The 23,562-nt window shown below is 31.0% G+C and carries 23 protein-coding genes; 14 read left to right on the forward strand and 9 right to left on the reverse strand.

The features are described 5' to 3' along the window. Positions 1-10 precede the first annotated feature (10 nt). From NZD85_RS01180 to NZD85_RS01195, 4 genes are read left to right on the forward strand one after another with little or no spacing between them, the layout of a single operon-like run. Complete coding sequence (locus NZD85_RS01180) at positions 11-949, forward strand: RagB/SusD family nutrient uptake outer membrane protein (protein ID WP_260542870.1); 939 nt, start codon at positions 11-13, stop codon at positions 947-949. After that, positions 930-1,139 carry a hypothetical protein gene (locus NZD85_RS01185; RefSeq protein ID WP_260542871.1) on the forward strand — a complete coding sequence of 70 codons (210 nt, stop codon included), beginning with the start codon at positions 930-932 and terminating at the stop codon, positions 1,137-1,139. The genes NZD85_RS01180 and NZD85_RS01185 overlap by 20 nt, the downstream gene beginning before the upstream one ends. Further along, the gene (locus NZD85_RS01190) at positions 1,130-1,411 is read left to right on the forward strand and encodes a RagB/SusD family nutrient uptake outer membrane protein (protein ID WP_260542872.1); all 282 of its coding nucleotides are present in this window, start codon (positions 1,130-1,132) and stop codon (positions 1,409-1,411) included. The genes NZD85_RS01185 and NZD85_RS01190 overlap by 10 nt, the downstream gene beginning before the upstream one ends. Next, positions 1,401-3,908: a S9 family peptidase gene (locus NZD85_RS01195; protein WP_260542873.1), complete on the forward strand. Its 2,508-nt coding sequence runs from the start codon at positions 1,401-1,403 to the stop codon at positions 3,906-3,908. The genes NZD85_RS01190 and NZD85_RS01195 overlap by 11 nt, the downstream gene beginning before the upstream one ends. Before the next feature lie 33 nt (positions 3,909-3,941). Here NZD85_RS01195 and NZD85_RS01200 read toward each other — a convergent pair whose 3' ends face one another. The 3 genes from NZD85_RS01200 to NZD85_RS01210 form a co-directional block, all read right to left on the reverse strand. Next, positions 3,942-4,208 (reverse strand): DUF6520 family protein, encoded by a 267-nt coding sequence (locus tag NZD85_RS01200; protein WP_260542875.1) that lies wholly within the window; start codon positions 4,206-4,208, stop codon positions 3,942-3,944. Between the two features lie 72 nt (positions 4,209-4,280). Then, the gene (locus NZD85_RS01205) at positions 4,281-5,738 is read right to left on the reverse strand and encodes a MauE/DoxX family redox-associated membrane protein (protein WP_260542877.1); all 1,458 of its coding nucleotides are present in this window, start codon (positions 5,736-5,738) and stop codon (positions 4,281-4,283) included. Between the two features lie 54 nt (positions 5,739-5,792). Then, on the reverse strand, positions 5,793-6,002 hold the full coding sequence (locus NZD85_RS01210; RefSeq protein WP_225542526.1) for a hypothetical protein: 210 nt from the start codon (positions 6,000-6,002) through the stop codon (positions 5,793-5,795). Positions 6,003-8,236: 2,234 nt separating this feature from the next. Between NZD85_RS01210 and NZD85_RS01215 the strand changes: the two genes are divergently transcribed. From NZD85_RS01215 to NZD85_RS01240, 6 genes are all read left to right on the forward strand, one after another. Beyond that, complete coding sequence (locus tag NZD85_RS01215; RefSeq protein ID WP_260542879.1) at positions 8,237-9,919, forward strand: helix-turn-helix domain-containing protein; 1,683 nt, start codon at positions 8,237-8,239, stop codon at positions 9,917-9,919. Positions 9,920-10,051: 132 nt separating this feature from the next. Further along, the gene (locus NZD85_RS01220; RefSeq protein ID WP_260542881.1) at positions 10,052-10,807 is read left to right on the forward strand and encodes a hypothetical protein; all 756 of its coding nucleotides are present in this window, start codon (positions 10,052-10,054) and stop codon (positions 10,805-10,807) included. Continuing rightward, a complete protein-coding gene (locus tag NZD85_RS01225) occupies positions 10,804-11,220 on the forward strand; it encodes a DUF5675 family protein (protein WP_260542883.1) in 417 nt (138 codons plus the stop codon). The genes NZD85_RS01220 and NZD85_RS01225 overlap by 4 nt, the downstream gene beginning before the upstream one ends. Further along, the gene (locus NZD85_RS01230) at positions 11,207-11,434 is read left to right on the forward strand and encodes a hypothetical protein (RefSeq protein ID WP_225542522.1); all 228 of its coding nucleotides are present in this window, start codon (positions 11,207-11,209) and stop codon (positions 11,432-11,434) included. The genes NZD85_RS01225 and NZD85_RS01230 overlap by 14 nt, the downstream gene beginning before the upstream one ends. Further along, positions 11,421-11,609: a hypothetical protein gene (locus tag NZD85_RS01235; protein WP_225539211.1), complete on the forward strand. Its 189-nt coding sequence runs from the start codon at positions 11,421-11,423 to the stop codon at positions 11,607-11,609. Before NZD85_RS01230 ends, NZD85_RS01235 begins: the two co-directional genes overlap by 14 nt. A 100-nt stretch (positions 11,610-11,709) precedes the next feature. Next, positions 11,710-11,889, forward strand: a complete 180-nt coding sequence (locus NZD85_RS01240; protein WP_225539210.1) for a hypothetical protein — start codon at positions 11,710-11,712, stop codon at positions 11,887-11,889. Between the two features lie 73 nt (positions 11,890-11,962). Here NZD85_RS01240 and mnmE read toward each other — a convergent pair whose 3' ends face one another. From mnmE to NZD85_RS01265, 5 genes are all read right to left on the reverse strand, one after another. Next, the gene (gene mnmE / locus NZD85_RS01245) at positions 11,963-13,360 is read right to left on the reverse strand and encodes a tRNA uridine-5-carboxymethylaminomethyl(34) synthesis GTPase MnmE (protein WP_171622152.1); all 1,398 of its coding nucleotides are present in this window, start codon (positions 13,358-13,360) and stop codon (positions 11,963-11,965) included. A 337-nt stretch (positions 13,361-13,697) separates the two neighbouring features. Then, positions 13,698-14,432, reverse strand: a complete 735-nt coding sequence (locus NZD85_RS01250) for an SIMPL domain-containing protein (RefSeq protein ID WP_171622151.1) — start codon at positions 14,430-14,432, stop codon at positions 13,698-13,700. Positions 14,433-14,497: 65 nt separating this feature from the next. Then, positions 14,498-15,130, reverse strand: coding sequence for a thiamine diphosphokinase (locus tag NZD85_RS01255; RefSeq protein ID WP_260542889.1), 633 nt, complete (start codon positions 15,128-15,130; stop codon positions 14,498-14,500). Beyond that, positions 15,123-15,689: a cob(I)yrinic acid a,c-diamide adenosyltransferase gene (locus NZD85_RS01260; protein WP_171622149.1), complete on the reverse strand. Its 567-nt coding sequence runs from the start codon at positions 15,687-15,689 to the stop codon at positions 15,123-15,125. The genes NZD85_RS01255 and NZD85_RS01260 overlap by 8 nt, the downstream gene beginning before the upstream one ends. A 39-nt stretch (positions 15,690-15,728) precedes the next feature. Then, positions 15,729-16,952 carry an MDR family MFS transporter gene (locus NZD85_RS01265; protein WP_171622148.1) on the reverse strand — a complete coding sequence of 408 codons (1,224 nt, stop codon included), beginning with the start codon at positions 16,950-16,952 and terminating at the stop codon, positions 15,729-15,731. Between the two features lie 126 nt (positions 16,953-17,078). Between NZD85_RS01265 and NZD85_RS01270 the strand changes: the two genes are divergently transcribed. From NZD85_RS01270 to NZD85_RS01285, 4 genes are all read left to right on the forward strand, one after another. Then, entirely contained in the window at positions 17,079-17,927 is an 849-nt protein-coding gene (locus tag NZD85_RS01270) for a DUF6929 family protein (RefSeq protein ID WP_260542893.1), read from the forward strand. Between the two features lie 121 nt (positions 17,928-18,048). Then, positions 18,049-20,964 (forward strand): protein translocase subunit SecD, encoded by a 2,916-nt coding sequence (secD, locus tag NZD85_RS01275; RefSeq protein WP_260542895.1) that lies wholly within the window; start codon positions 18,049-18,051, stop codon positions 20,962-20,964. Positions 20,965-21,055: 91 nt separating this feature from the next. Beyond that, on the forward strand, positions 21,056-21,607 hold the full coding sequence (locus NZD85_RS01280) for a twin-arginine translocase TatA/TatE family subunit (RefSeq protein WP_260542897.1): 552 nt from the start codon (positions 21,056-21,058) through the stop codon (positions 21,605-21,607). Then, entirely contained in the window at positions 21,607-22,182 is a 576-nt protein-coding gene (locus tag NZD85_RS01285; protein WP_171622145.1) for a phosphatase PAP2 family protein, read from the forward strand. Before NZD85_RS01280 ends, NZD85_RS01285 begins: the two co-directional genes overlap by 1 nt. Before the next feature lie 112 nt (positions 22,183-22,294). Here NZD85_RS01285 and NZD85_RS01290 read toward each other — a convergent pair whose 3' ends face one another. Next, positions 22,295-23,443 carry an AI-2E family transporter gene (locus NZD85_RS01290; RefSeq protein WP_260542898.1) on the reverse strand — a complete coding sequence of 383 codons (1,149 nt, stop codon included), beginning with the start codon at positions 23,441-23,443 and terminating at the stop codon, positions 22,295-22,297. Positions 23,444-23,562 lie beyond the last annotated feature (119 nt).

Here is a 23,562-nt window from a genome sequence, read left to right on the forward strand (position 1 = left end):
AATTGAAACCATGAAAAATAATAGAACAATATATGTGATAAATAGATTCATCCTATTAGTTGCCATATTTACATTGGCTGCTTGTAATGATTGGATTGAAACTGATGATCCTAAGGGAGAAATAAAAATTGAAAAGGTTTACAATAACGAGCAAACTGCTAATGCAGCAATTGCGAGTATTTACAAAGACATGAAAAATGATGGTTTGTTGTCGGGAAGTACAAATGGATCAAGCGTATTATTTAGTTTGTATGCAGATGAACTTGATTTTTATGGTTCTACGAGCAATAACCTTTCAATGTTTTATACCCATCAATTATTGCCTTCTAATACACTGGTAACGTCTATATGGGCAAATAATTATAGAATTATTTATGAAACAAATTTAGCTATAGAGGCATTAAATAATTCAACAAATTTATCCCTTGAGTTAAAAAATAAATTGATAGCAGAAGTGTTGTTTATAAGAGCATTTACGCACTTTAATTTAATGAATGTATATGGTAAAATACCCTATATCACTACACCCAATTATCAGATCAATCGATATGTTTACCGTGATGAAATAAAGATTGTTTACGATAATATCGAAAAAGATTTGCTCCAAGCAAAAGGTTTATTGGTAAATAATGTGGCGTCTAATGCGAATAACAGAGCAACTATATATGCAGTATCAACCCTATTAAGTAAGGTGTATTTATACCAAGAAAAATGGGACAAAGTAGTGAGTGAAACGCAAGGAATTGTTCAAAATCAGAACTTTTCATTTCAACAACCAATAGAAAATCAATATAAAAAAGAAAGCAAGTCTACAATATTTCAATTTTCATCGACAATAAATGGTGAAAATACGTTAGAAGGATCATATTTTATTATTAATACCGGACCTCCAACTCGGGTAGCTTTACGACAAGATTTTATAAATCAGTTTGATACATACACAGGATAAAAGGTTTACATTTTGGACAAAGAAAGTAAGCAATACAACAAATACACAATCTTGGTATATACCGTATAAATATAAAGAAAATGCAAATACAGGTTCAAGCAAAGAGTTTTCTATTGTATTTGGTTTGTCAGAAATAGTCTTGATGAGAGCAGAAGCTTATTTGCATACAAACGAATTGGCATGGCAGTGAAAGAAATTAATATCATTCGAGAGAAAGCAGGGTTAAATCCGTTTAATTCTTCTAATCCAAATGAGATTAAAAAAGAACTTATACTTCAAAGAAAACTAGAATTGTTTACAGAACATGGAAATAGATGGTTTGATTTGAAACGTTGGAAAATAGCCGAGGAAACCCTAAAACCTATAAAATCAAATTGGAAACCAAGAGATTTAATTTTACCAATTCCAGAAAGCGAATTATTGATTAATCCTAATCTAAATCCTCAAAACGATGGCTATTAAATATGTCAATTCAATACTAGTTATGCTGTTTGTCTGTTCGGGATACTTTGCAAACGCGCAAGAGAATCAAAAAACTTCGAATTGGACTAAACATACTTTATTTACAGACGTAAGTAGCGACGGAAAGTGGGTTGTTGTAAATGATATGCAAGATAAAAATAATGTTATACTTGTACAGACAGAATCTGGTTTTCGAAAAGAATTGGGGCCAATCATTCTTTTGAAATTTTTGAAAAATAATGATATACTATCTTTTGTTGATGATAAATCAAATTTGCATCTAATTGATTTAAAAACACTAAAAATAATCTTGCAAGTTGAGGTATTACATAAAAGATATTTTACAAATCATAATCAAACGATAATTTCATACCTAAGAAAGGGCGAAAAAGAGAAAAAAGATTTACAGTTACTTGATTTGAAAAGTAACAAGTCATATACGATACACGATGTTGAAAACTACCAGTGGCATCCTGCCAAAGATGAGTTAATTTTTCTAACATCAAATATGGATTCTAACACTAAAACATTAAAAAAATGGGAATCGGGTTCAGAAAATCAGCAGTCTCTCTTTATAACTCCAAAAAATGAAGTGAAGATATTAGGGTGGCAAAGCGATCAAAAAAGTATACTTCTATTAGAAGACACGGTCGACGGAGGGATACTTTACACGATTAATACCCAAAATAAGGAGGTAAAATCTTTGGCTTGTAAAACATTATTTTCTGATGAGGTAGTTCGTAAAATAAATGGTTTTGATACTACTAGTGATCGTAATGGAATAGTCTTTTTTAATGTAGATATCGTAAAGAGTAAAAATGATAATTACAGTATTTGGGATACCCAAGATGCTTTAATCGCACCTAGAAAAGCTGTTGCTGAAGAATATGTTTTGAATAAACAGAGCATAAGATGGGATACAAAAACGAATGAATTTTCTATCATTACTTCAAATAAATTGAATGCTGTTATCATTAAACCTAACTATAGTTATGCATTAGCGTATGACTTTTTAGAAAATGAACCTTCTACAGAACAATATACAGTTGCCGATTTATACCTAAAAAATTATGAAAAAGGAGAAGAGAAATTAATTGTTCCTGCACATTATTTTTCTTACGACTATCTTTCATTTTCACCGAGTGGAAAATATATCATGTATTTTAAAGATAAAAACTGGTGGGGGTATGATACAGAAAATGATGAGCACATTAAAATTACCATACCATCAAATTATTCTTTATATAAAACAAACGATATGTATTATAAACATCCAACACCATATGGAGTAGAAGGGTGGTCTATATATGAAAATGAAGTATTTGTGTATGATGAGTTTGATATTTGGATATACAATATAAAAAATGGTACTGCTAAAAGGTTAACAGCTAGTAAAGGGGATATAAGTTATAGATTTAATAAAAAAGAACGAAAAAATACCTCTCACATTGATATCAATCAAAAGTTGATGTTAGATCTATCGACTAAAGATGAGCAAAATGGTTTTGCTTTTTTTGAAAAAGGTAAAATTATACCAATTGTCTTAGAATCCAATACGATTGAAAATGCTGTATGTATTAATAAGCAAACGTGTTTTTTTAAGAAGTTTAGGTATAACGTATCTCCTGTTATAGAGCGTGTAGATTTGGCTACGAAAAAAAGAAAGATAGTATATCAAAGTAATCCCAATTTGGCAAAGTTAGATTTAGGTAAAAGTGAAAGTATAGAATACAAGAACATAAAAGGAAACAAATCGAAAGGGATTTTACTTTACCCAACTAATTTTAATCCTACCAAACAATATCCTGTTATTTACTATATATACGAGAATATGACGTATAAAGTAAATCAGTTTGCAAGTCCAACAAAACATACGGAGGACGGTTTTAACATTCTTAATTATATATTGGATGGGTATTTTGTTTTTTTACCCAATTTAGAATATCAAATAGGGAATTTAGGTGAATCAATTGTCGTGAATATAGAAAATAGTGTAGAAGAACTAGTAAGTCGATCTTATATTGATAAGAATAGATTAGGACTAATAGGGCATTCGTTTGGTGGTTATGAAGCGGCATTTATAGCAACACATTCCAATTTGTTTAAGGCAATTGTAGCGGGTTCTGGCGTGATGGATTTGGTTTCTTGGTCGCATGATGTACAATGGGAAGGTTGGTTTAGAGAGCAAGCATGGAGGTTAGAAAGTCAGCAGTTTCGAATGAAAGATAGTTATTATACGGATAAAAATAACTACATAAGAAACTCACCTTTCTATCAGGTGGAAAACATGAAAACGCCTTTATTGTTGTGGGCTGGTAAATCTGATTATAATATAAATTGGTATCAAAGCATATATATGTATATGGCAATGAAAAAATTAAATAAAGAAGGTAAATTGATTTTATTTAATAACGATGGTCATTATTTAACTCGTAAAGAGAATCAAGAAATGTTATATAATTCAATCTTAAGTTGGTTTAATACATATTTAAAATAAGAGAAAGGAGCTATTACGCTCCTTTCCTTTAAATTATGGTTGCCAATGCATCAAGTTTTGACTACATTGAGTACCATTTTTAAATTCAAATACTTCTTTAGAACCAATTGTACAACTTACAGTTCCTATGTTATTACAAGTGGCATCTACCTGTTCACATTCTTCTAAATCATTGTAAATATATGCAGTTGCATACTCTGTAGATTTGTAAGAAGATTTACCTTCAGTGGCAAATGCAAAAGCAACAGCCATCATTCCTACCCCGATAGGTAGCGTTTTTCTTAGAAAATTTGTTTTCATTTTATATAATTTTAATGTGGTGACTTACTCTATTATACAGGTTTTCAGTCTTCCCCTGCGCTGCGCAACGATTTATTTTTTCAATTGATAGCGATAAATTTCATTATCAATTACAGCAAAAACAGAGTTTTGGTATATTTTAAAATCCCTAAGTTGTTGTTTATGTTTATGATAGAGGTAAAAACTGTGGAGATAATGGTTGTTTACAAGATCATATACATCTATGATGCTTGCACTTTGGTGTTCTTCTTCAAAATTTCCCAGTCGTTTGCTGTGGATGTAGAGATAATCACCATAGGTAGCTATCGTTTCATTCACTCGAATTGTCTTTGGACCTAATCGATAGTTTTGGTCTTTTTTATAAAAAGCAACATCAAGTTCTGGTTCATTTAAAGAATCGATGCTTTTCATAACATTTTTTTCATTCATCATAGAATCAAGGATGATAATTTCATTTTTATAATAATAGACATATAAAAAAATCTGATGTTGTTCATTCCAAATGAGTAATCCATCCAAATCAAATGCTCCATTTTGTTGGCTTTTTAGAGTTGTATCGTTTATTTTTAGTTGAAATCCATCTACTGTTTTATACAATAAAGCGAGTGCTGTTTGTTTAGTTTTTTGACTTGTTACAGAAAGACCAAAATGATCATCTTTTCCAGGAACATATTGATTGTAATAAGCATTATCAATAGTTTCAAGAGAAGTCGTGTAATCATATAATATTCCTTTTTCTATAATTCCTACTGTTCCATCCCCTAAGTAGAAATAAGGGGAGTTAACGTATGTTATTATTCGTTTATAAGGGAGTAGCTCATTTTTTATTTTGATCCGATTATTAGTCACATTTTGTGTATTATAATCATAAGTTCTAAGAAATAAAGGTGCATTAGGATGAGCTAAATAAGCATAGCAACTATCAATACCTGCTATATAATATCCTGTGGACTCTAGATTGAGTGTAGTTAGTTTTTCTGCAAAATGCGGAATGTATTTACGTGTAAAAGCATTATTATATTGAGATTTTTTTTCAGATAAACCGTATATAATGGTTACACTAACAATTCCGATTATTGTAAGAGTAGTTTGTTCAATTATATAGCCTTTCCATGTTTGAGAGGATTTTGTTATCCTAATGGCAATTAGAGCTAATCCAACAAATACGAGATTAAAAATCAAATGTTCTGTCCATCCCATTTTTTCTAAAACTCCACCGCAAGAACATGGTGTAAATGCTGTGAAATGTAGAATAATGACTATATAAGTAGTGAACATAACCATCAATAAAAGTGAAATTAGTAAAGTAATTGTTCGGAATCGATCAAACATCAAAAGAACCGCTGTTACCAGTTCTATTGTTATAACTCCATACGAAATAGGAATCGCATAACTGGCTAATAAGGGCGATTGTCCCAACTGTGTTTGAAAGGTTTCAAAATCGATAAGCTTACTGACTGCTGCGTAAATAAACAAAATAATAAATAGGTAGCAGATGAGTGTTTGTACAAACGGTGCAATTTTTCTCATCTTTTAGAAGTTTTAATTTATAAAAAATAGCTTTTTAACATCTAACATCTAATATCAGTTTTCATCTTCATCAATAGTTCTCGTATAGGGATCTTTATCACGAGGTGGGTCGTTTTTAAAAGGAATGCTATCCTTAATACTATCTTTAGAAGAAGTAATAGTAATACGTTCTGAACGAATCGGGGTTTCAATAAGAATATTTTCATCTTCTATACAGCTATTGAATACAAAACACCCAAGTACGATTAAATAAATAGATTTCATAGTTTATTATTTTTAAAGTTTGTATCGAAATTAGGTTTAGCGTAATAAATAGGAGGTATGTCAATGCGTCAAAAACATAAAATGCATGTCTAATTTATAAATTCATACACTTCAAGTTTTTAAGAAAACCGAAAAAATGTCAACCTGAATTCATTTCAGTTTCTAATATCGTCAGTCTGAGTGACGTTTGCAAAACGTTGTATCGAAGACTTAGACGATAATAATGAATGACAAAAACCATTGTTAAAAGTGAATCTGAGTATTGAAAAAGGATGGAGAAACCGGCATTAAAACTCTCACGTTAAGAAAATGTTTGAATGCAACGTTAAAAAGGTTTTAGCCCGTAGGGTTTTTAAAATCTTTAGTGGAATGAGAACATTTTTAGTAGAGAGGTTTACAGCCTTGACTTTTTTGTTTCGTTTTTGTGTCAAGACAAAAATGAAAATAAGATTCTTCGACAAACCCAGAATGAATCTAAATAAATCGTCAAGCTGAATTCATTTAAAAACAATAATAACTCATGAATAAAAATGAACATATAATTATTAATCAACTTGTAACAATTTTACCTAAGCTCCACTGGAGCTTCTCCTCTTAATCTCAAATTTTTAATTTCAAATGTTTTTGTGTCAAGACTTCCCCGAAGGGCATATGAATACCGACAATAAAAATAGATAAGTAATGAATAAAAAAATGAAAGTAAGAAATAAGTATTACCTGAGCCACACCGTGACTCCTCCTCTTAATCTCAAATGTTTTTTTGGATGCTCTTACCCGAAGGGCATATGAATACCGACAATAAAAATACATAAGCTATGAATAAAAAATGAAAAGAAGATTTCATAAAATGACATATTGAATGCGATTCTGCACTTCGAGTGCCTCAGTGCCCGTATTAAAAGTGAATCTGAATATTGAAAAAGAATAAAGAACTGGCATTAAAACTCTCACGTTAAGAAAATGGTTGAATGTAACGTTAAAAAGTTTTTAGCCCGTAGGGTTTGTAAAAAGTTTAGTGGAGTGAAATCATTTTTAGTAGAGAGGTTTACGGCCTTGACTTTTTGGTTACTTTTTAGTCAAGTAAAAAGTGACATTAATGAAAAGGAATACCTAAGCTCCACTGGAGCTTCTCCTCTTAATCTCAAATTTTTAATTTCAAATGTTTTTGTGTCAAGACTTCCCCAAAGGGTACATGAATTCATTTAAAATAGAATTAACAAAAACATGAATAAAAATGAAAATAAGATTCTTCGACAAACCCAGAATGAATCTAAATAAATCGTCAAGCTGAATTCATTTCAGCTTCTTATTATCGTCAGTCAGAGTGGCGTTTACAAAACGTTGTATCGAAGACTTAGACGATAAATAACGAATGACAAAATCCATTGTTAAAAGTGAATTTGAATTTAGAAAAAGAATAAAGAACTGGCATTAAAACTCTCACGTTAAAAAATGTTTGAATGTAGCGTTAAAAAGGTTTTAGCCCGTAGGGTTTTTAAAATCTTTAGTGAAATGAGATCATTTTTAGTAGAGAGGTTTACAGCCTTGACTTTTTTGATTACTTTTTTGCTCATTTCCCCGAAGAGCATATGAATTCAATATTCATAAAATAATATAGTTCATGAATAAAAAATGAAAAAAGAAGAGATTCTTCGACAACCCCAGAATCACAAAATCCATCACGAAAGAGAACGAAGAAATTAATAAGAAAAAACAAACAAACCTTACTTCAAAATTTTAATTTTGCTTACCACATTACCACATTACCACATTACCACATTACCACATTACCACATTACCACATTACCACATTACCACATTACCACATTACCACATTACCACATTACCACATTACCGCATTACCACATTACCACATACTCCCAACATCAAGGCAAGATGAAGGCAAGATGAAGGCAAGATGAAGGCAAGATAAAGGCAAGATGAAGGCAACATAGTGGCAGTAGAGTGGCAATAAAGTTGAGGTAATAAAAAAGAGAAGTTTTACTTCTCTTTTTTATTCATCATTTAAGTTTCTTTGAAGTAATCGATTAGACTTATATACTCAAAGACACTCAAAACTAAAGAAATTCATAGAACAATAAAGATTACAACAGGTATATTTTATAAAAAGAATGTATAATTTATAAATTATACACTTTTAAACGATTAAGTACTTAATAAACGATTTAATATTTAAAATAAAGTATTTTAGTAGTAATCAATAGATCTATATCATGAAAAGAGTTGTAATTTACACATGCATACTCTTACTACTACCATTTATATCAAAGGGTCATCAAATTGATTCTTTATCCTCAAAAGATAATACTTATTTAATCGAAAGATTGGATGCATTAATACAAGAAAAAAATCATCCAAATGCGATGCTATATGTGCAAGCGTATATAAGAAATGCTAAAAAAGAAAAGGATAAGCTAAATTTGTTTTACGCCTATAAAGAAGGAATCTTTTTTTCAAAGGAATTAAATATTCAATTAGAATATGCAGATAGTGCAATAATTATTGCACGAAAATTAAAAAACAAAGAATTAGTTGCATCAGCTTTATTATCAAAAGGATTAGCCTATTACAAAGCAAAATATTATAGAGACGCGTTGCAAAATTACTTAAATGCTGATCAGGAGTTAAAATATTCAAAAGACCAGTATTTATTACATAAAGTAACGTTTAACATGGCGATGATAAAAATAAAATTACATCAATATAACCAAGCAGAAGAATTGTTACTTAAATGTAAAACCTTTTTTAAATCAAAACCAGAGAACAAAGATTACCAAGCCTATTTATTAAATACAATATATCAATTAGCATCTCTCCATCAAGAAGTTGGTAACAAAGCAAAAGCGAAAGAATTGAATCAATTAGGATTAAATAAAAGCAAACTTGAAAATAACGAATTTTTCCATAGATACTTTACGATAAATAAAGCAATTGATGAGTTTTTAAATGATCAATTTGTGACGTCTATTCAATTATTATCAACTAAAGAAGATATTTTAATAAAAACGAATGATTTTAATACACTAACCAAAATTTATTACTACAAAGCAAAGGCATTTGATAAATTGAATAATCAACAACATAAAATAATATATTTTAACAAAATAGATAGTATTTTCAATGAATACAACTTCTTAGAAATTAAATATAGACCGATATACGAAAACATTTTAGAGGAAACATTGGTAGCTTCTGATACGAACAGACAACTATATGTAATCAATCAATTATTAAAAATGGATGAGTTAAATTATAAGCTAGATGCAGAAATGAGTCAAGTTGTATACAAAGAATATGACACAGTGCAATTGCTCAAATTAAAGGAAAAAATATTGAATAAGTCTCAAAAATTATATTACGTATTGGCAGCGTGTTTTACTGGAATAATAGTATTGATCGTAGGAATTGTAAAAACTAGAAATAAAAATAAACATTTAATCGAAAAGTACAATCTGTTTATTGAAGAATCTGCTCAATCAAGTTACACAGAACGGAGAATATCGATTAAAGATGAAGAGGATTTGAATAAAGAAGCATTTGAAAGTTTACTATTAAAATTTGAAGAATTTGAGCGGGACAGAGAATTTTTAAACCCTAATATAACAGTAGTAAGTTTGGCAAAATCATTTTCAACAAACACCACTTATTTATCAAAATGTGTCAATCAGTACAAAGGAATTAATTTTCCTTCTTACATCAATCGGTTGAGAATAAAATTTATTACTGATTTATTACAAGAACAACCACAATACCTTAATTATAGTGTAGGGGCATTAGGAGAAATAGTAGGTTATATGAATCCAAGACAATTTTCAAATGTATTTTACAGTGAAACAGGTTTACGACCTTTAGATTTTATAAAAATTCAAAAACAAAAAAATAACGAGAGTATATAATGGTTTATTAATGTAATTTATTGACATACAGGTGCTAAAAAAGACTTAGCTATTGCTTTAAACATATTGCTGTTGCAACTTTACAAAACCATTGCGCAATGGAGATCAATGTTTAATTTAAAATTTAAAAAAATGGCAAAGCAAAAAGGCTTTTTAAAACTTAGAGGTTCAATCGGAGATTTAAACTTCTACAAATCAAAAGATGGTTATATGGTGAGAGAAAAAAGTTCTATAGACCGTAATACCATAATGAGTGATCCGCGTTTTCAGCGTACCAGAGAAAATATGCAAGAATTTAAGAATGCAGGTACTGCTGGAAAAACATTACGAAACGCATTCAATGCGATCATAAAAAATGCAAAAGACAGCAGATTATCCAGTCGTCTCACAAAAGTAATGCATGGTATCCTAAAAGAAGATACTACAAATGCTCGTGGACAAAGAAATGTACACAAAGGAAATCAATTATTGATGAAAGGATTTGATTTTAATGCAGGGGCATCATGGTTAAAAACAGTCTTAATTCCGGTACAAGTAGAAATAGAGCGTATTTCTGGTGAAACAAAATTTACATTAGAAGCATACAAACCCTTAGATGTGATAATAGCACCACAAGGAGCAACCAATTATCGTTTTGTAGCAGCTTCTACAGAGATAGATTTTGAGAAAAACGAATACATTACAAAAACATCGTATACAGATTATTATCCTTATGATGAGGTTGAAGTGAATGATGTAGAATTGTTGAACAATCTTTCTCCAAATTCAGAGCATACAATCGCTTTAGCAATTGGAATCGAATTCTATCAAGAGGTGAATACCGTTTTATATCCATTGAAAAATGGAAGTTTTAATGCGGCACATTTAATCGAAATCAATTTACCATGACGACAATTGTAGTAGAACGAACGTATTATCCAAATGGTACAAATGGTAGCTTATTCCTTAACGATAAGTTTATTTGTTATACTATAGAGTTACCATGGAAAGAGAACGAACCACGCAATTCATGTATTCCAGAAGGATATTATGCAATCCAAAAGAGAAGCTCACCAAAATTTGGTCAACATTTTCTGATTGCAAATGTACCCAATCGTTCATTGATCTTAATTCATCCTGCCAATAATGCAAAAACAGAATTGAAGGGATGTATTGCTCCTGTAACAAAATTAACAGGTGAAGGGAGAGGAGAGTTATCAAGAAAAGCATTTACAAAACTTAAAGCTTTAGTAAATGATAAACTTGATCGTAATCAAAAAGTAAATGTAAAGATTAAAAATAAAGAATATGACAATTCTTAATCGTTTTACAGCACCTACACCTAAATTGTTCCAACGAATACGAAATGTTGGATTAACCTTAGCTGCAATTGGAGGTGTATTAATAGCTGCACCTATTGCATTACCAACAACAATTATAACAATAGGTGGTTACCTAACAGTTGCTGGTGGTGTTTTATCAGCAGTGAGTCAATTAACAGTAAACGACAAAAACTATAGTAATGATGATGAATAATAGTAATACATCGCTAATTGTTGGGACAATAGGAGGAACTGTGACAAGTTTGGTAGCGACCATTCAATGGGAACAACTTGTTTATACGATTTGTATGGGAATAGTTGGTGCAATTTGCAGTTATGGAACATCATATTTATTGCATAAGAAAAACAACCCCTTCGACGAAGATTAAGTGTATGATTAGAAATAAGATTTGGTAATCTTAATTTATTAATGTAAATTTTAACAACATTCATTTAAGTTTCATTGAGGTAATACTAATTATTACAGAAATGAAAAATAACGAATTACAAAGAATGGTGATTTATCCAAAAGATGTATCAATTATTACGGGAAAGGGGTATAGGCAAAGTCTACGCTTACTCAATAGAGCCAAGCAGTTAATCGGAAAAGAAAAAAGTGACTTCCTTACATTTGACGAATTTTTGATTGCTTTTAAGATGAAATCGTAAAACCAAAAAATGAAAAAGGTTCTCAATTAAAAATTGAAAACCTTTTTCTATATTATATAATTTCTAATAAGTATTATTTGCCAATGCAAAACTTGCCAAATATCGTCCCAAGAATATCTTGGTCAACATCTATTTCTCCTGTAATATGACCTAAATAAGTTAAGGCTTCACGAATATCCATGGCTAATAAATCGCCAGGAAGTCCCATGTCCATACCTTGTTTTATTTTTCCGATTTGTGAAAGTGTATTTTGCAGTGCTTCTAAGTGACGCGAATTGGTTACAATCGTGTCATCTTGATTGCTTCCTTTTAATTTGATTTGATGGATCAAATTTTCTTTTAAAGCCTCGATATTGTAGTGGTCTTTTGCCGAAATTTCTAAATGTACAACATCTTTAAACTCCTGTTTGATAGCATCAGAAATGGATGATTCGTTATTGTTTACATCTATTTTATTCGCTACATTAAACAAAATTTTACCACGTCGTTGCAAATCATCTAATTGATTGGCAATTTGGTTATCTGCTGTAATATTCGCGTCATACAAATAAATGATAATTGTTGCATTGTCAATTTTTTCAAATGTTTTTTCTATTCCAATACGTTCGATACTGTCACCAGCTTCACGAATCCCTGCGGTATCAATGAAACGAAATCCAACACCGTCAATATAAATAGTTTCCTCGATTGTATCTCGTGTTGTTCCTTCAATGTCCGAAACAATGGCACGTTCTTCGTTTAATAAAGCATTCAACAAAGTAGATTTACCTGCATTGGGTGCTCCGACAATAGCAACAGGAACTCCATTTTTAATCACATTTCCAAATGCAAAAGAATCAGCTAAACGTTTAAGAATCGATTGTAATTGGTTTAATAAATTATAAAATTGCGATCGATCTGCAAATTCGACGTCTTCTTCAGAAAAATCCAACTCCAATTCCATCAAAGCAGCAAAGTTGATCATCTGTTCTCTCAAATCTTTGATTTGATTCGAGAAACCACCACGCATTTGTTTGATGGCAATTTCGTGTGATGCTTTCGAGTCCGAAGCAATCAAATCGGCCACAGCTTCTGCTTGTGTTAAATCCATTTTGCCGTTCCAAAAAGCGCGGAATGTATATTCTCCTGGATTGGCATTACGAATGCCAATTTTATTTAATAGTTCTAATACTTTTTGTTGGATATAAATTGAGCCATGTGTCGAAATTTCGACAACATCTTCACCTGTATAAGAATGCGGATTTTTGAAAATAGAAAATAGCGCTTCATCAACAATGGTATCGCCGTCCATCACATAACCCAAATGTATAGTATGAGAAGAAGCTTCATTCAAAGATTTAGTAGCATTAAATTTTGATTGATAAATCTGAGCAACTTTAGAAATTGCTTCTGGTCCAGAAATACGAATAACCGCTATAGCGCCCATTCCATTGGCTGTTGCCAATGCACAAATTGTATCGTTGTTTAGCATATTGCAAATTTACAATTTTATTGGGAGAGATGAAATTATTTGACAAATCTTAATAAAAAGTTAAAATATGATTTTTAAATCATTTTAAATAAGTGTTAACGTTATAAAAAAAACAATATATTAGAGTGTTTTTAATGGTGTTAACATTTATTTATGTTAATATTTTCTTATGATATTTCTTTCAAATGATTAAATTTGAATGCCCATACCTTATGAAAATTCAATTAGAAATAATTGAATTTTTGGAACTAATATTTACAATTATTACTTAATCAATAAATGATTTAGTGAAATATCTTATAAAATCAGCAGTAATAACCATTACTGCTGATTTTTTTTATTTCGAATTGTAGCTCGCTCTCACTGTGATCTGAGCTGTTTTTTGTCGAGAAATTGTATTAAACGATCCACCTGCCGAATATTCTTCATTGTCATTTTTTCCTGTAATCTGGAAAATTCCTAAATCGGCTTGTTTTAATTTTCCTAAACTCGATCCAGATTTTGTAGCAATATTTTCAGCTCGTTGTTTCGCATTTTCAGAAGCCTGTGCAATTAATTCTAATTTCAAATCTTCTAATTTTGAGTAATAATAATTAGGACTCGAAGAACTTAATTCAATTCCTTGACTAATTAAATTTGAGATTTCGCGCGAAGCTTTTTCAATTTTATCCAATTCTTTTGACTCAATTGTGGCGTCTTGCGATAAATTGTAGCCTGTAAATTGACTGAAAGAATTACCATTAGAATCGCTTCCATATTGAAAATCTTTTGTGATATTCACCGCTTCAAATACAATTTCATTTGGTTTGATTCCTTGCGAAATGAGAAAGTTTTTTACAATGACCTGATCAGTTTTTAATTGATCCGATGCAACTTTCAAATCAAAATCTTTTCGACTAAAAGTAGCTCGCCATTTGACTAAATCAGCATCAAAGTTTTTCAATGCATTTCCTGTCACATTAATGGATTCTGTTGTTTTGAATTTATATTTATAGGCATTTCCTAAAATACAAGCTGCGGCAATTAATCCGACGGCTAAAATAGAAGCGACAATAACTGAAAATTTATTCATAATAATATGGTTTTCAGTAAATATACGAAAAAATAAAAAACGATTATTCACTACTAATAGTGAAGTTATGCCAATAAAATAGGAAAATCTTGATTGATAATAAAAATGACTAAATTTCCTTCAGAATAATCAATAGTCACTAAATCTTCTGTAGCTTTATTGCGCGTTCCAATACGAGAAAGTAAGTTTAAATCTTCGTTGTTTAATGGATATTCTAAACCTTTTGTGACTATATTTTTACATTCAGGAAAGGGTAGAAGTGAAATTGTTCTTCCAAAATAACCTTCTAATTTTGTTTCTTTTTCTGCGAAAAAATAATGGCTATAATTATCGTAAAATAAAATATTGATTTGATTTTTAAAACGAAAAGCAGCATTTAAATTTCCCATAAAATGGTCTTGTTGTCGACCACTTGCACCAAAAACATCAACATGTTCAAATCCTTTATCAATAATGATTTGCAATGCTTTTGCAAAATCGGTGTCGTTTTGTTCTGGTGTCGATATAACCTCAATTCCAGCAGGAAAATCATTGTGCTGTGTTGAATCAAAATCGCCCGAAATAACATCGGGCGTTATATTTAATTGCTGTAAATAATGAAAAGCTCCATCTGTACAAAAAATAAGATCATAATTTGTAGCAGTTGGAAAAATGGTTGGAATTTCACCATTCAGAAATAAAAGTGCTTTGTTATTCACCTGGAATCCATTTTACTTCTTCGTGATTATTGTCTGCGGCAATTTTACGACCTAATACAAATAGATAATCAGAAAGACGATTTAAATATTTTTGTAATTCAGAACGAATATCTTCTACTTCAGCTAATCCAACTGTTAAACGTTCTGCGCGACGACAAATGCAACGTGCCACATGTGCGTGTGATGCAGCTTGGTTTCCACCTGGAAGAATAAAATGTGTCAATTGTTCTAATTGTCCTTCCAAATCATCAATCCATTCTTCTAATTGTACAATATCTTCTTCGGAAATAGTTTTCGGAATACGAGGTTTACCATTTGCTAAATATAATTTATCGACTGGTGTAGCTAATTCTGCACCAAGATTGAATAAATCTTTTTGGATAATTATAATTTCTTCCTCCAATGCAGGATCGATTTCATAAGAACGGATTAACCCTAAATAAGAATTTAATTCATCAACTGTTCCGTATGAATCAATTTTTAAACTATTTTTTGAGACACGAGTTCCACCATATAAACCTGTTGTTCCTTTGTCTCCTGTTTTTGTATATACTTTCATGTGATTTCAACTAACTAATAATTATCGAAGATAAACATTTTATTGCAAATTTTTAGGTAAAAGAGGTTTTGTTAAAAAGTGATACCCAACTGCAACAACAATCAATACAACTGAAGTTAAAATCCATAAAACATCAAATCCGTACGATGTTGCAATATGCGTTCCGAGGAATGGAGAGATTATAAATGCAGCTGCATTCGACATTCCATTTAAGCCCATATAAGCACCACGATTATTTCTTTGAGCTCGGAAAGCCGTAACGGTAGACATTAAGGGTAAAACCAACATTTCACCAATAGACATCATAAAAATGGCTACATATAGCATACCGATGGTATGATTGAAACTGAAAATAGAATAACTAATTGCGGTTATAAAAGAACCAAATACCAAGAGTTTAGTAATGGTGTATTTTTTTTCGGTATAATGGATCAATAACATTTCAAAAACCACAATGATAATTCCACTGAATCCCATTAATAGTCCAATTTCTGATTGCGTCATTTGAACAACATCTTTATAGAAGAGCGGAAGTGTATTTAGAATTTGGAAAAATGCAACCGAAAATAATAAACATATAATATTGAATAAAATAAAAGGCATGTCGGTATATGCATTACGTTCTTTCACTTCTTTTTGTTCGATTTCTTTTACATCGTCTTCTACCATGTTTCGTTCTTTTCTACCATAGAAAAAAGAAACGAATACAATTCCTGCGATAAGTGCTGCTCCTGCATTACAATAGAAGAGCAAATCGTACGAATAATTGGATAAGAATCCACCCATCGATGGTCCAATAGAAAAGCCTAAATTAATTGCCATACGGTTTAAAGAAAATGCACGGGTAATGTTTTGTTTTTTAGCATAACGTGTAATGGCAACCGAGTTAGCTGGACGAAACATTTCGCTTATTGTACTTAAAATAAGCATGATGATTGAAAACGATAAGACCGTTGAAAAATAAGGCAAGATTAAAAATAAGGGCGCACTCAAAAATAAACTTAAAGCTTGTACTTTGAAGTTACCAATTTTATCAGTAATCCATCCGCCAAGCCATGAACCTAAAACTGCTCCAATTCCATAACAACTTAAAACAATTCCAGATTGTTCTAAACTAAAATCAAGTTCAGAAATCAAATAAATTCCTAAAAAAGGTAAAACCATCGAACCCATCCGATTTAACAACATGACGATGGCTAACATCCAAGATTCCTTCGATAATCCACTATAAGCGTCAATGTAAATTTTCAGAATTTTTTTCATCTCCTCATTTTCTTTAAAAAAGTGGTACAAAGTTAAGTTCTTTTTTCGCAAAAATTCGTTTATTTATCAAGCTTTCTGATATTCTTTGATTACTTTTGAGACCACTAAGAAAATAAACTCATCACTATGCTATTTTATCACTTCATTCTAAAGATCTTAATTGTAATCAATGGGCTTGGAGCTGCCTCTGGATTGGTTGTAGATAAACGCTATGTTTATACTATTTCTGATGATGATCCACATCTATTTATCTACGATAAGAAGAAAAAAGAAGTTGAAAAAATAAATTTGAATCCTGAAGTAAAGTCTGAAGGAAGCCATAAAAAAGATAAACCAGATTTTGAAGCAATTACGAAATACAATGATCATTTATATATATTAGGTTCAGGATCAAAAGAAAATCGTTTCGATTTGATTTCATATAATCTTAAAACGAAGCAAGTAGAAAATAAAACGTATCGTGATCTTTTTGAAAAGTTTTTAAGTGTTTCGAAATTATCTAAAAAAGATTTTAACATCGAAGGTATCATTACAGATGGATATTGTACTTATTTTTTTAACAGAGGAAATGGACCTGCTGCTGCAAATGGAATTTATAGAGTGGGAGGTGCTTTAAATGATTTGAAAAATAAACCAATTGACTATTTTCCAATTACATTACCAAAATTAAATAACGAAATCACAACTTTTTCTGATGCGATTATGGTTGATGGTAAAATATTGTTTACGGCAACGGTAGAATCTAAAAGTACAACTCAGTTTAATGGAGAAATAAAAGGTTCTATTATTGGCGAGTTGGATTTAGCGATTATGGAGGTTACACGTTGGCAAAAAATATCAGACGATAAGAAAATCGAAGGATTAGCGTTATACAAAGAATCTCGAAAAAACTATACCTTGTATTTGTGCGAAGATAATGATGATGATTCGAAAAATGCATCGATTTATATCTACAAATATCAAAAAGAACTTTAAATTTTAGAATAACGATGATCAAAATACGGACATTGATTTTCGATTTATTCTTAAAAAATTGTGAAAGTATTTTCAAGACTATTATATTTGTCCGTCAAAATTTATTTATCAATTAAACATTATGCGAGGAAGATGGCTCATTGCAGCATTTGCAATCATTTTAAGTCTCTTGTGTATCAGACAACTAAGTTATACTTGGTACACCACTAAAGTAGAGAATGAGGCTGCGCGTTTGGCGAGTAAGCCAGAAGACGAACCAAGAATTTTAGATAGCTTGGCTCAGCATCCTCTTGATTTAGGAATTATCAAGTACGATTACGAGTATGCCAAAAACAATGAAATCAATTTAGGATTAGATTTGAAAGGTGGTATTAACGTAATTTTACAAGTTTCTGAAAGAGATTTATTACTAAATTTATCAGCGAAAAGTCAAAATCCAATGTTGGCAGCAGCTTTGGACGCTACTGATAAAGCCCAAAAAACAAACGGTAACGTACCTTATGTAGAATTATTTTTTCAAGAGTTTGATAAAATAAAAGGAGGAACAAAATATGCAGCTGCGGATTTGTTTGGTAACAAAAACAATGCAGATAAAATTGCTTATAACGCTTCTGACGATCAGGTAAAAGAGGTGATTCGTAAAGATATCGAAGCTAAAGTTGCCACTGCATATGATGTAATAAAGTCTCGTATCGACCAATTTGGAGTTGTAGAACCAGTTGTTCAACGATTAGGAGATAAAGGTGATGGACGTATCTTGGTAGAATTACCAGGTGTTTCTGATACTGACCGTGTAAAAAAATTATTACAATCTACAGCAAAATTAGAGTTTTGGCAGGTTGTTCGTCAAGATCCAACAGTTTTACAATATTTTTCTGGTGTTAATACAGAAAAGTACAATGTAAAAAATGACAAAGGACAAACGATTAAATCGTTAGCTGAAGTTATGCAACCAACAGGTTCTAATGCGAGTTTTGTTGTAAATGTTAAAGATACCGCTGTTGTAAATCGTGTGTTACAAGACAAAAGTTTTGTGCCTGGTTTACCAGCAAACATCAGAGGATATAAATATTCTTGGGCGAATAAGCCAATGAATTTAGGAAATCAAGCTAATGATAAATCAGCGCCTAAATTATTAGAATTTTATGTTTTAAAAGGGAAAAATGGTTCTCAAGAGCCATTAATTGAAGGTGATAAAGTAGTTTCAGCTTCTGCAGATCGTAACCCAGGCTCTATTACAAATGAACCAGTAGTTTCGATGCAAATGAATCCAGTAGGCGCACAAGAATGGGCACGTATTACGGACGAATTAAAACCTTCTGCAATTGATCGTGACGGACAAGGTGTTGCAATTGTGTTAGATAATATGGTGTATTCTGCACCGAATATTAAAAACCAAATTACAGGAGGTAACTCTCAAATTTCGGGTAACTTTACGTTAGAAGAAGCAAAAGATTTAGCAAATATTTTACAAGCAGGTTCTTTACCAGCTTCATCTAAAATTGTTTCAGCGGAGGTTGTAGGACCTTCATTAGGACAAGAAGCAATTAACAGTTCTTTGATTGCATTTGGTTGTGCGTTTACATTGGTATTAATCTGGATGTTGTTCTACTACAGCCGTGCAGGTATCTATGCGAACATAGCATTAATCGTTAACTTATTATTCTTATTAGGATTCTTAGTTTCATTAAAAGCTACTTTATCTTTACCAGGTATCGCCGGGATTATCTTGACGTTGGTAACAGGAATGGACGCAAATATCTTAATTTACGAACGTGTAAAAGAAGAATTAAGAAAAGGAAAATCATTACGACAAGCAGTAGATTTTGCTTACTCTTGGAAAGGTGCTTTCTCTGCAATTATTGATGCGAATTCAACATCATTTATCACAGCTTTAATTTTATTCTTCTTTGGTAAAGGTCCAGTTGTAGGTTTCGCAACAACGTTTATGATTGGTATTTTTACTTCTACATTTACAGCGATTTTTATTACACGTTATTTTGTAGAAGGTCGTTTAGCAAAAGGAAAATCAGTTCCTTTCTATACATCTTTTACAGCGCATTGGTTACAAAATATCAAAGTTGACTTATTAAAAACAAGAAAGATTTCGTATGCGATTTCAGCTGTTTTAACTACTGTAGCATTGATTTCTATTTTCACAAAAGGATTTGATATGGGTATCGAATTCCAAGGTGGACGTACATATACAGTTCGTTTTGATAAACATGTAGATCCTCAGCAAATTTCTGAAAGTTTAGGTGATGTCTTTGTTTTGGACGGAGAAAAAATGCAACCTCAAGTAAAAACATATGGTGGTCAAAATCAAGTAAAGATTACAACTGCATACAAAGCAGATGAGGATGGAACTAATGTAGATGACGAAATAAAAGATAAATTATATACAGGGCTTAAATCTTATTTACCAGCAAATATGTCTGAGAAAGATTTCTCAGAAGATAATGCGACAATAGGTTTAATGTCTTCTGCAAAAGTAGGTCCTACAATTGCTGATGATACGACAAGAGCTTCATTTATTGCAGTTTCTTTAGCATTAGTAGCAATTTTCTTCTACTTAATCATCATGTTCAAACGTTGGCAATTCTCATTATCAACTATCATTGCTTTGGCGCATGACGTAATTATTGTATTAGGTGTTTTCTCTTTATTTAAAGGTGTTTTACCATTCAATATGGAGATTGACCAAGCCTTTATTGCTGCGATTTTGACAGTAATTGGTTATTCGATGAATGACTCGATTATTATCTTGGATCGTATTCGTGAAAACTTAACAGTTGAGAAAAACCATAAATTGTATAATATTATTAATATTTCTACATCAGAAACATTATCTCGTACAATCAATACGTCTTTATCAACGTTCTTAATCGTATTAATCATCTTTGCATTTGGTGGAGAATCAATCAAAGGATTTATGTTTGCGAAATTGATCGGTATCGTAATTGGTACTTTCTCATCTATTTTCGTTGCATCTCCTTTATTGTACGACTTTACGAAAAAAGGTCAAATGAATAAATAAGATTCAATTTTAAATAAATTTTAAGAAAGCCATCAGAGAAATTTGATGGCTTTTTTTCTTTTACTCCATTTAGATTTTATACATTTGTTTCGTGAATAGTTTAGTAATATACCCAGCGTTTTTAGACTTTCAAGAAGTCGTGATTATTATGGTAGTTGCCGTGGTAATTTTTGGACCAGATAAAATTCCGGAAATTGCACGTGGTTTGGGAGCTGCAGTACGAAAACTGAAAGAAGCTTCAGAAGATATCAAACAAGAAATTATGAATCCTGTTCAGGAAGTAGATCCAACAAAGGACATTCAAAATACAATTAATGAATTAAATCCATTGAAAGAAGTGAAAGAAACTTTTCAAAAAATTAATCCAATGGAAGATTTCCAAAAATCGTTTGAAGAGCTAAGTAATCCAGTTGATAAATTACACAATGCCATTCATCAAGAGAATACTGTCGAAACAGCTTTGAGAGATACAGATGCACCAACAATGAAGCCTGTAGATCCAGTTCAAGATATAGAAACTCCAACTTCAACTGAACCAATTGCAGAAGAACCTGTAGAACCAGTTGTTGAAGAACCTACGATTATCAAGGAACCAAAAACTGTCGATGAAGCATTAGGATTAGGTGGATCAGTAAGTAGATAATGATACAAGATTTTTTTGATTGGGACGTACAAATATTTTTGTATTTCAATAATTTAGGTACAGAAAGTTGGGATTGGTTTTGGTTATTGGTTACCAATAAAAAAACGTGGATTCCGCTTTATGTCATATTTCTTGTTTTGTTGTACATTAAACTTGGATGGAAAAAGACATTATTAGCCGGAATTTGTGTTGCGTTAATGATAACGTGTGCTGATCAATTTACCAATATCCTAAAAAATTCTTTCCAACGTTATAGACCATGTTATACAGAATCTATTCAAGGCTTATTCCGTCCAATAGATTGTGAGGGGAGAGGTCGTTTTGGTTTTACATCTGCTCATGCTTCTAATCACATGGCGATTGCTATTTTTATGGGAATTATTTTAAGACGCTATTACAAATGGTTATTGTATGTTTTAATTGTTTGGGCATTAATGGTTGCTTACAGTAGAGTATATGTTGGTGTACATTTTACAGGTGATATATTTTTCGGAACCTTAATCGGTGTATTTTTCTCTATCATATTCCTAAAAATATATTATTTCTTGGAAAAAAAATATTTGCAGAATATCTAAAATAAAATTGACTAAATCAATACATATCAAAAAAGTCTATAACAATTTGTTATAGACTTTTTTAGTAAACTTAATTAAGTTAATTATACAATTATGTAAAATAGAAATAAAACTATTCGATTGTTTCGTCCAGTTTCTTAGGCTTTTTCTTCAAACGAAGAGCTTTCTTTTTTGCTAAGAATGAATTCAAATCTTCATCAATTTCAGTAGAATTTTCATCACCCAAAAGATAGCCCCAAGGTTTTAGTTCGGTCACATTATCAAAAACAATTTTCATCAACGCAAGGATTGGTATAGATAACAACATTCCCATAATTCCCCAAGTCATTTCGCCAATAACCAAACCAATAATGACAATTAGTGAATTTATTTTTACTTTAGATCCGACAATTTTTGGCATCACAACATTTCCGTCAATTGCGTGAATTGCAATGAAAGCAATTAATACAAAAAATAATTTTGAGGTAGACATTGTTGCGAAGGTGATGATAAGCGTTACGATTAATGAAATAATAATCCCAACATACGGAACAACGTTAAGTACTCCTGTTAAAATAGCCAATACAAATTTATATTTGAGCCCAAGAATCGAAAATGAAATAAATGATAAAATTGAAACTATTAGCATTTGTAAGAATAAGCCAATTAAATATTGTTTGACCATTTTTTGAATAGATGTAATCACATTATATACTTGATCGTGCGTATTCGAATTGAAAGCGTAATAAAGGAATTTAACCAAATGTCCACGATAAATAAGCAAGAAAACGATGTATAAAAAAGTAAATAAAACGGTTACAGTCATTGACGACACGATAGAAAGTACCTTTTCTATGACAATTGTACTTGTCTCGATAGTGGTTTTTACATTTTTTGTCAAATATTCTATTTGCGCATGCGAATTAATACCAAACGTGTGATGAATCCATTTCTGTAAATCGATAAAAGCTTCAATTATCTGCATCTGAAAAACAGGCCATTCATTCGCTATATCAGCCATTTGTATGGCGATTAAATAGAAAATTCCTAATATAAATGCTGCAAATAATAGAGTTGTTATGATACTTGAAATTGCTCTTGGAAGAAACAAATATCTTTCGAAAAAAGTAGAAATAGGCGATAGTAATATCGAAATTAAGAAGCCTAAAATTAATGGAACTAAAATCGCTTTACCTATTATTGATATAAATGTTAAACAAATGATTGACAATAATGTGCAAGTTAGTTTTAAATAAAAAGGCCATTTTCTAATGACTTCCATAATGTAAAGTATTTTATGTTGACAATATTATAAAATTGATTCTATAAATATAGTTTTATTTTGTTAGATAATATTTGATTGTATAGTTTATTTCATTAAAAAAACCACGTTGTAAAAAC

The organism is Empedobacter stercoris (genome assembly GCF_025244765.1).
In the GTDB taxonomy this organism is placed as follows: Bacteria; Bacteroidota; Bacteroidia; order Flavobacteriales; family Weeksellaceae; genus Empedobacter; species Empedobacter stercoris.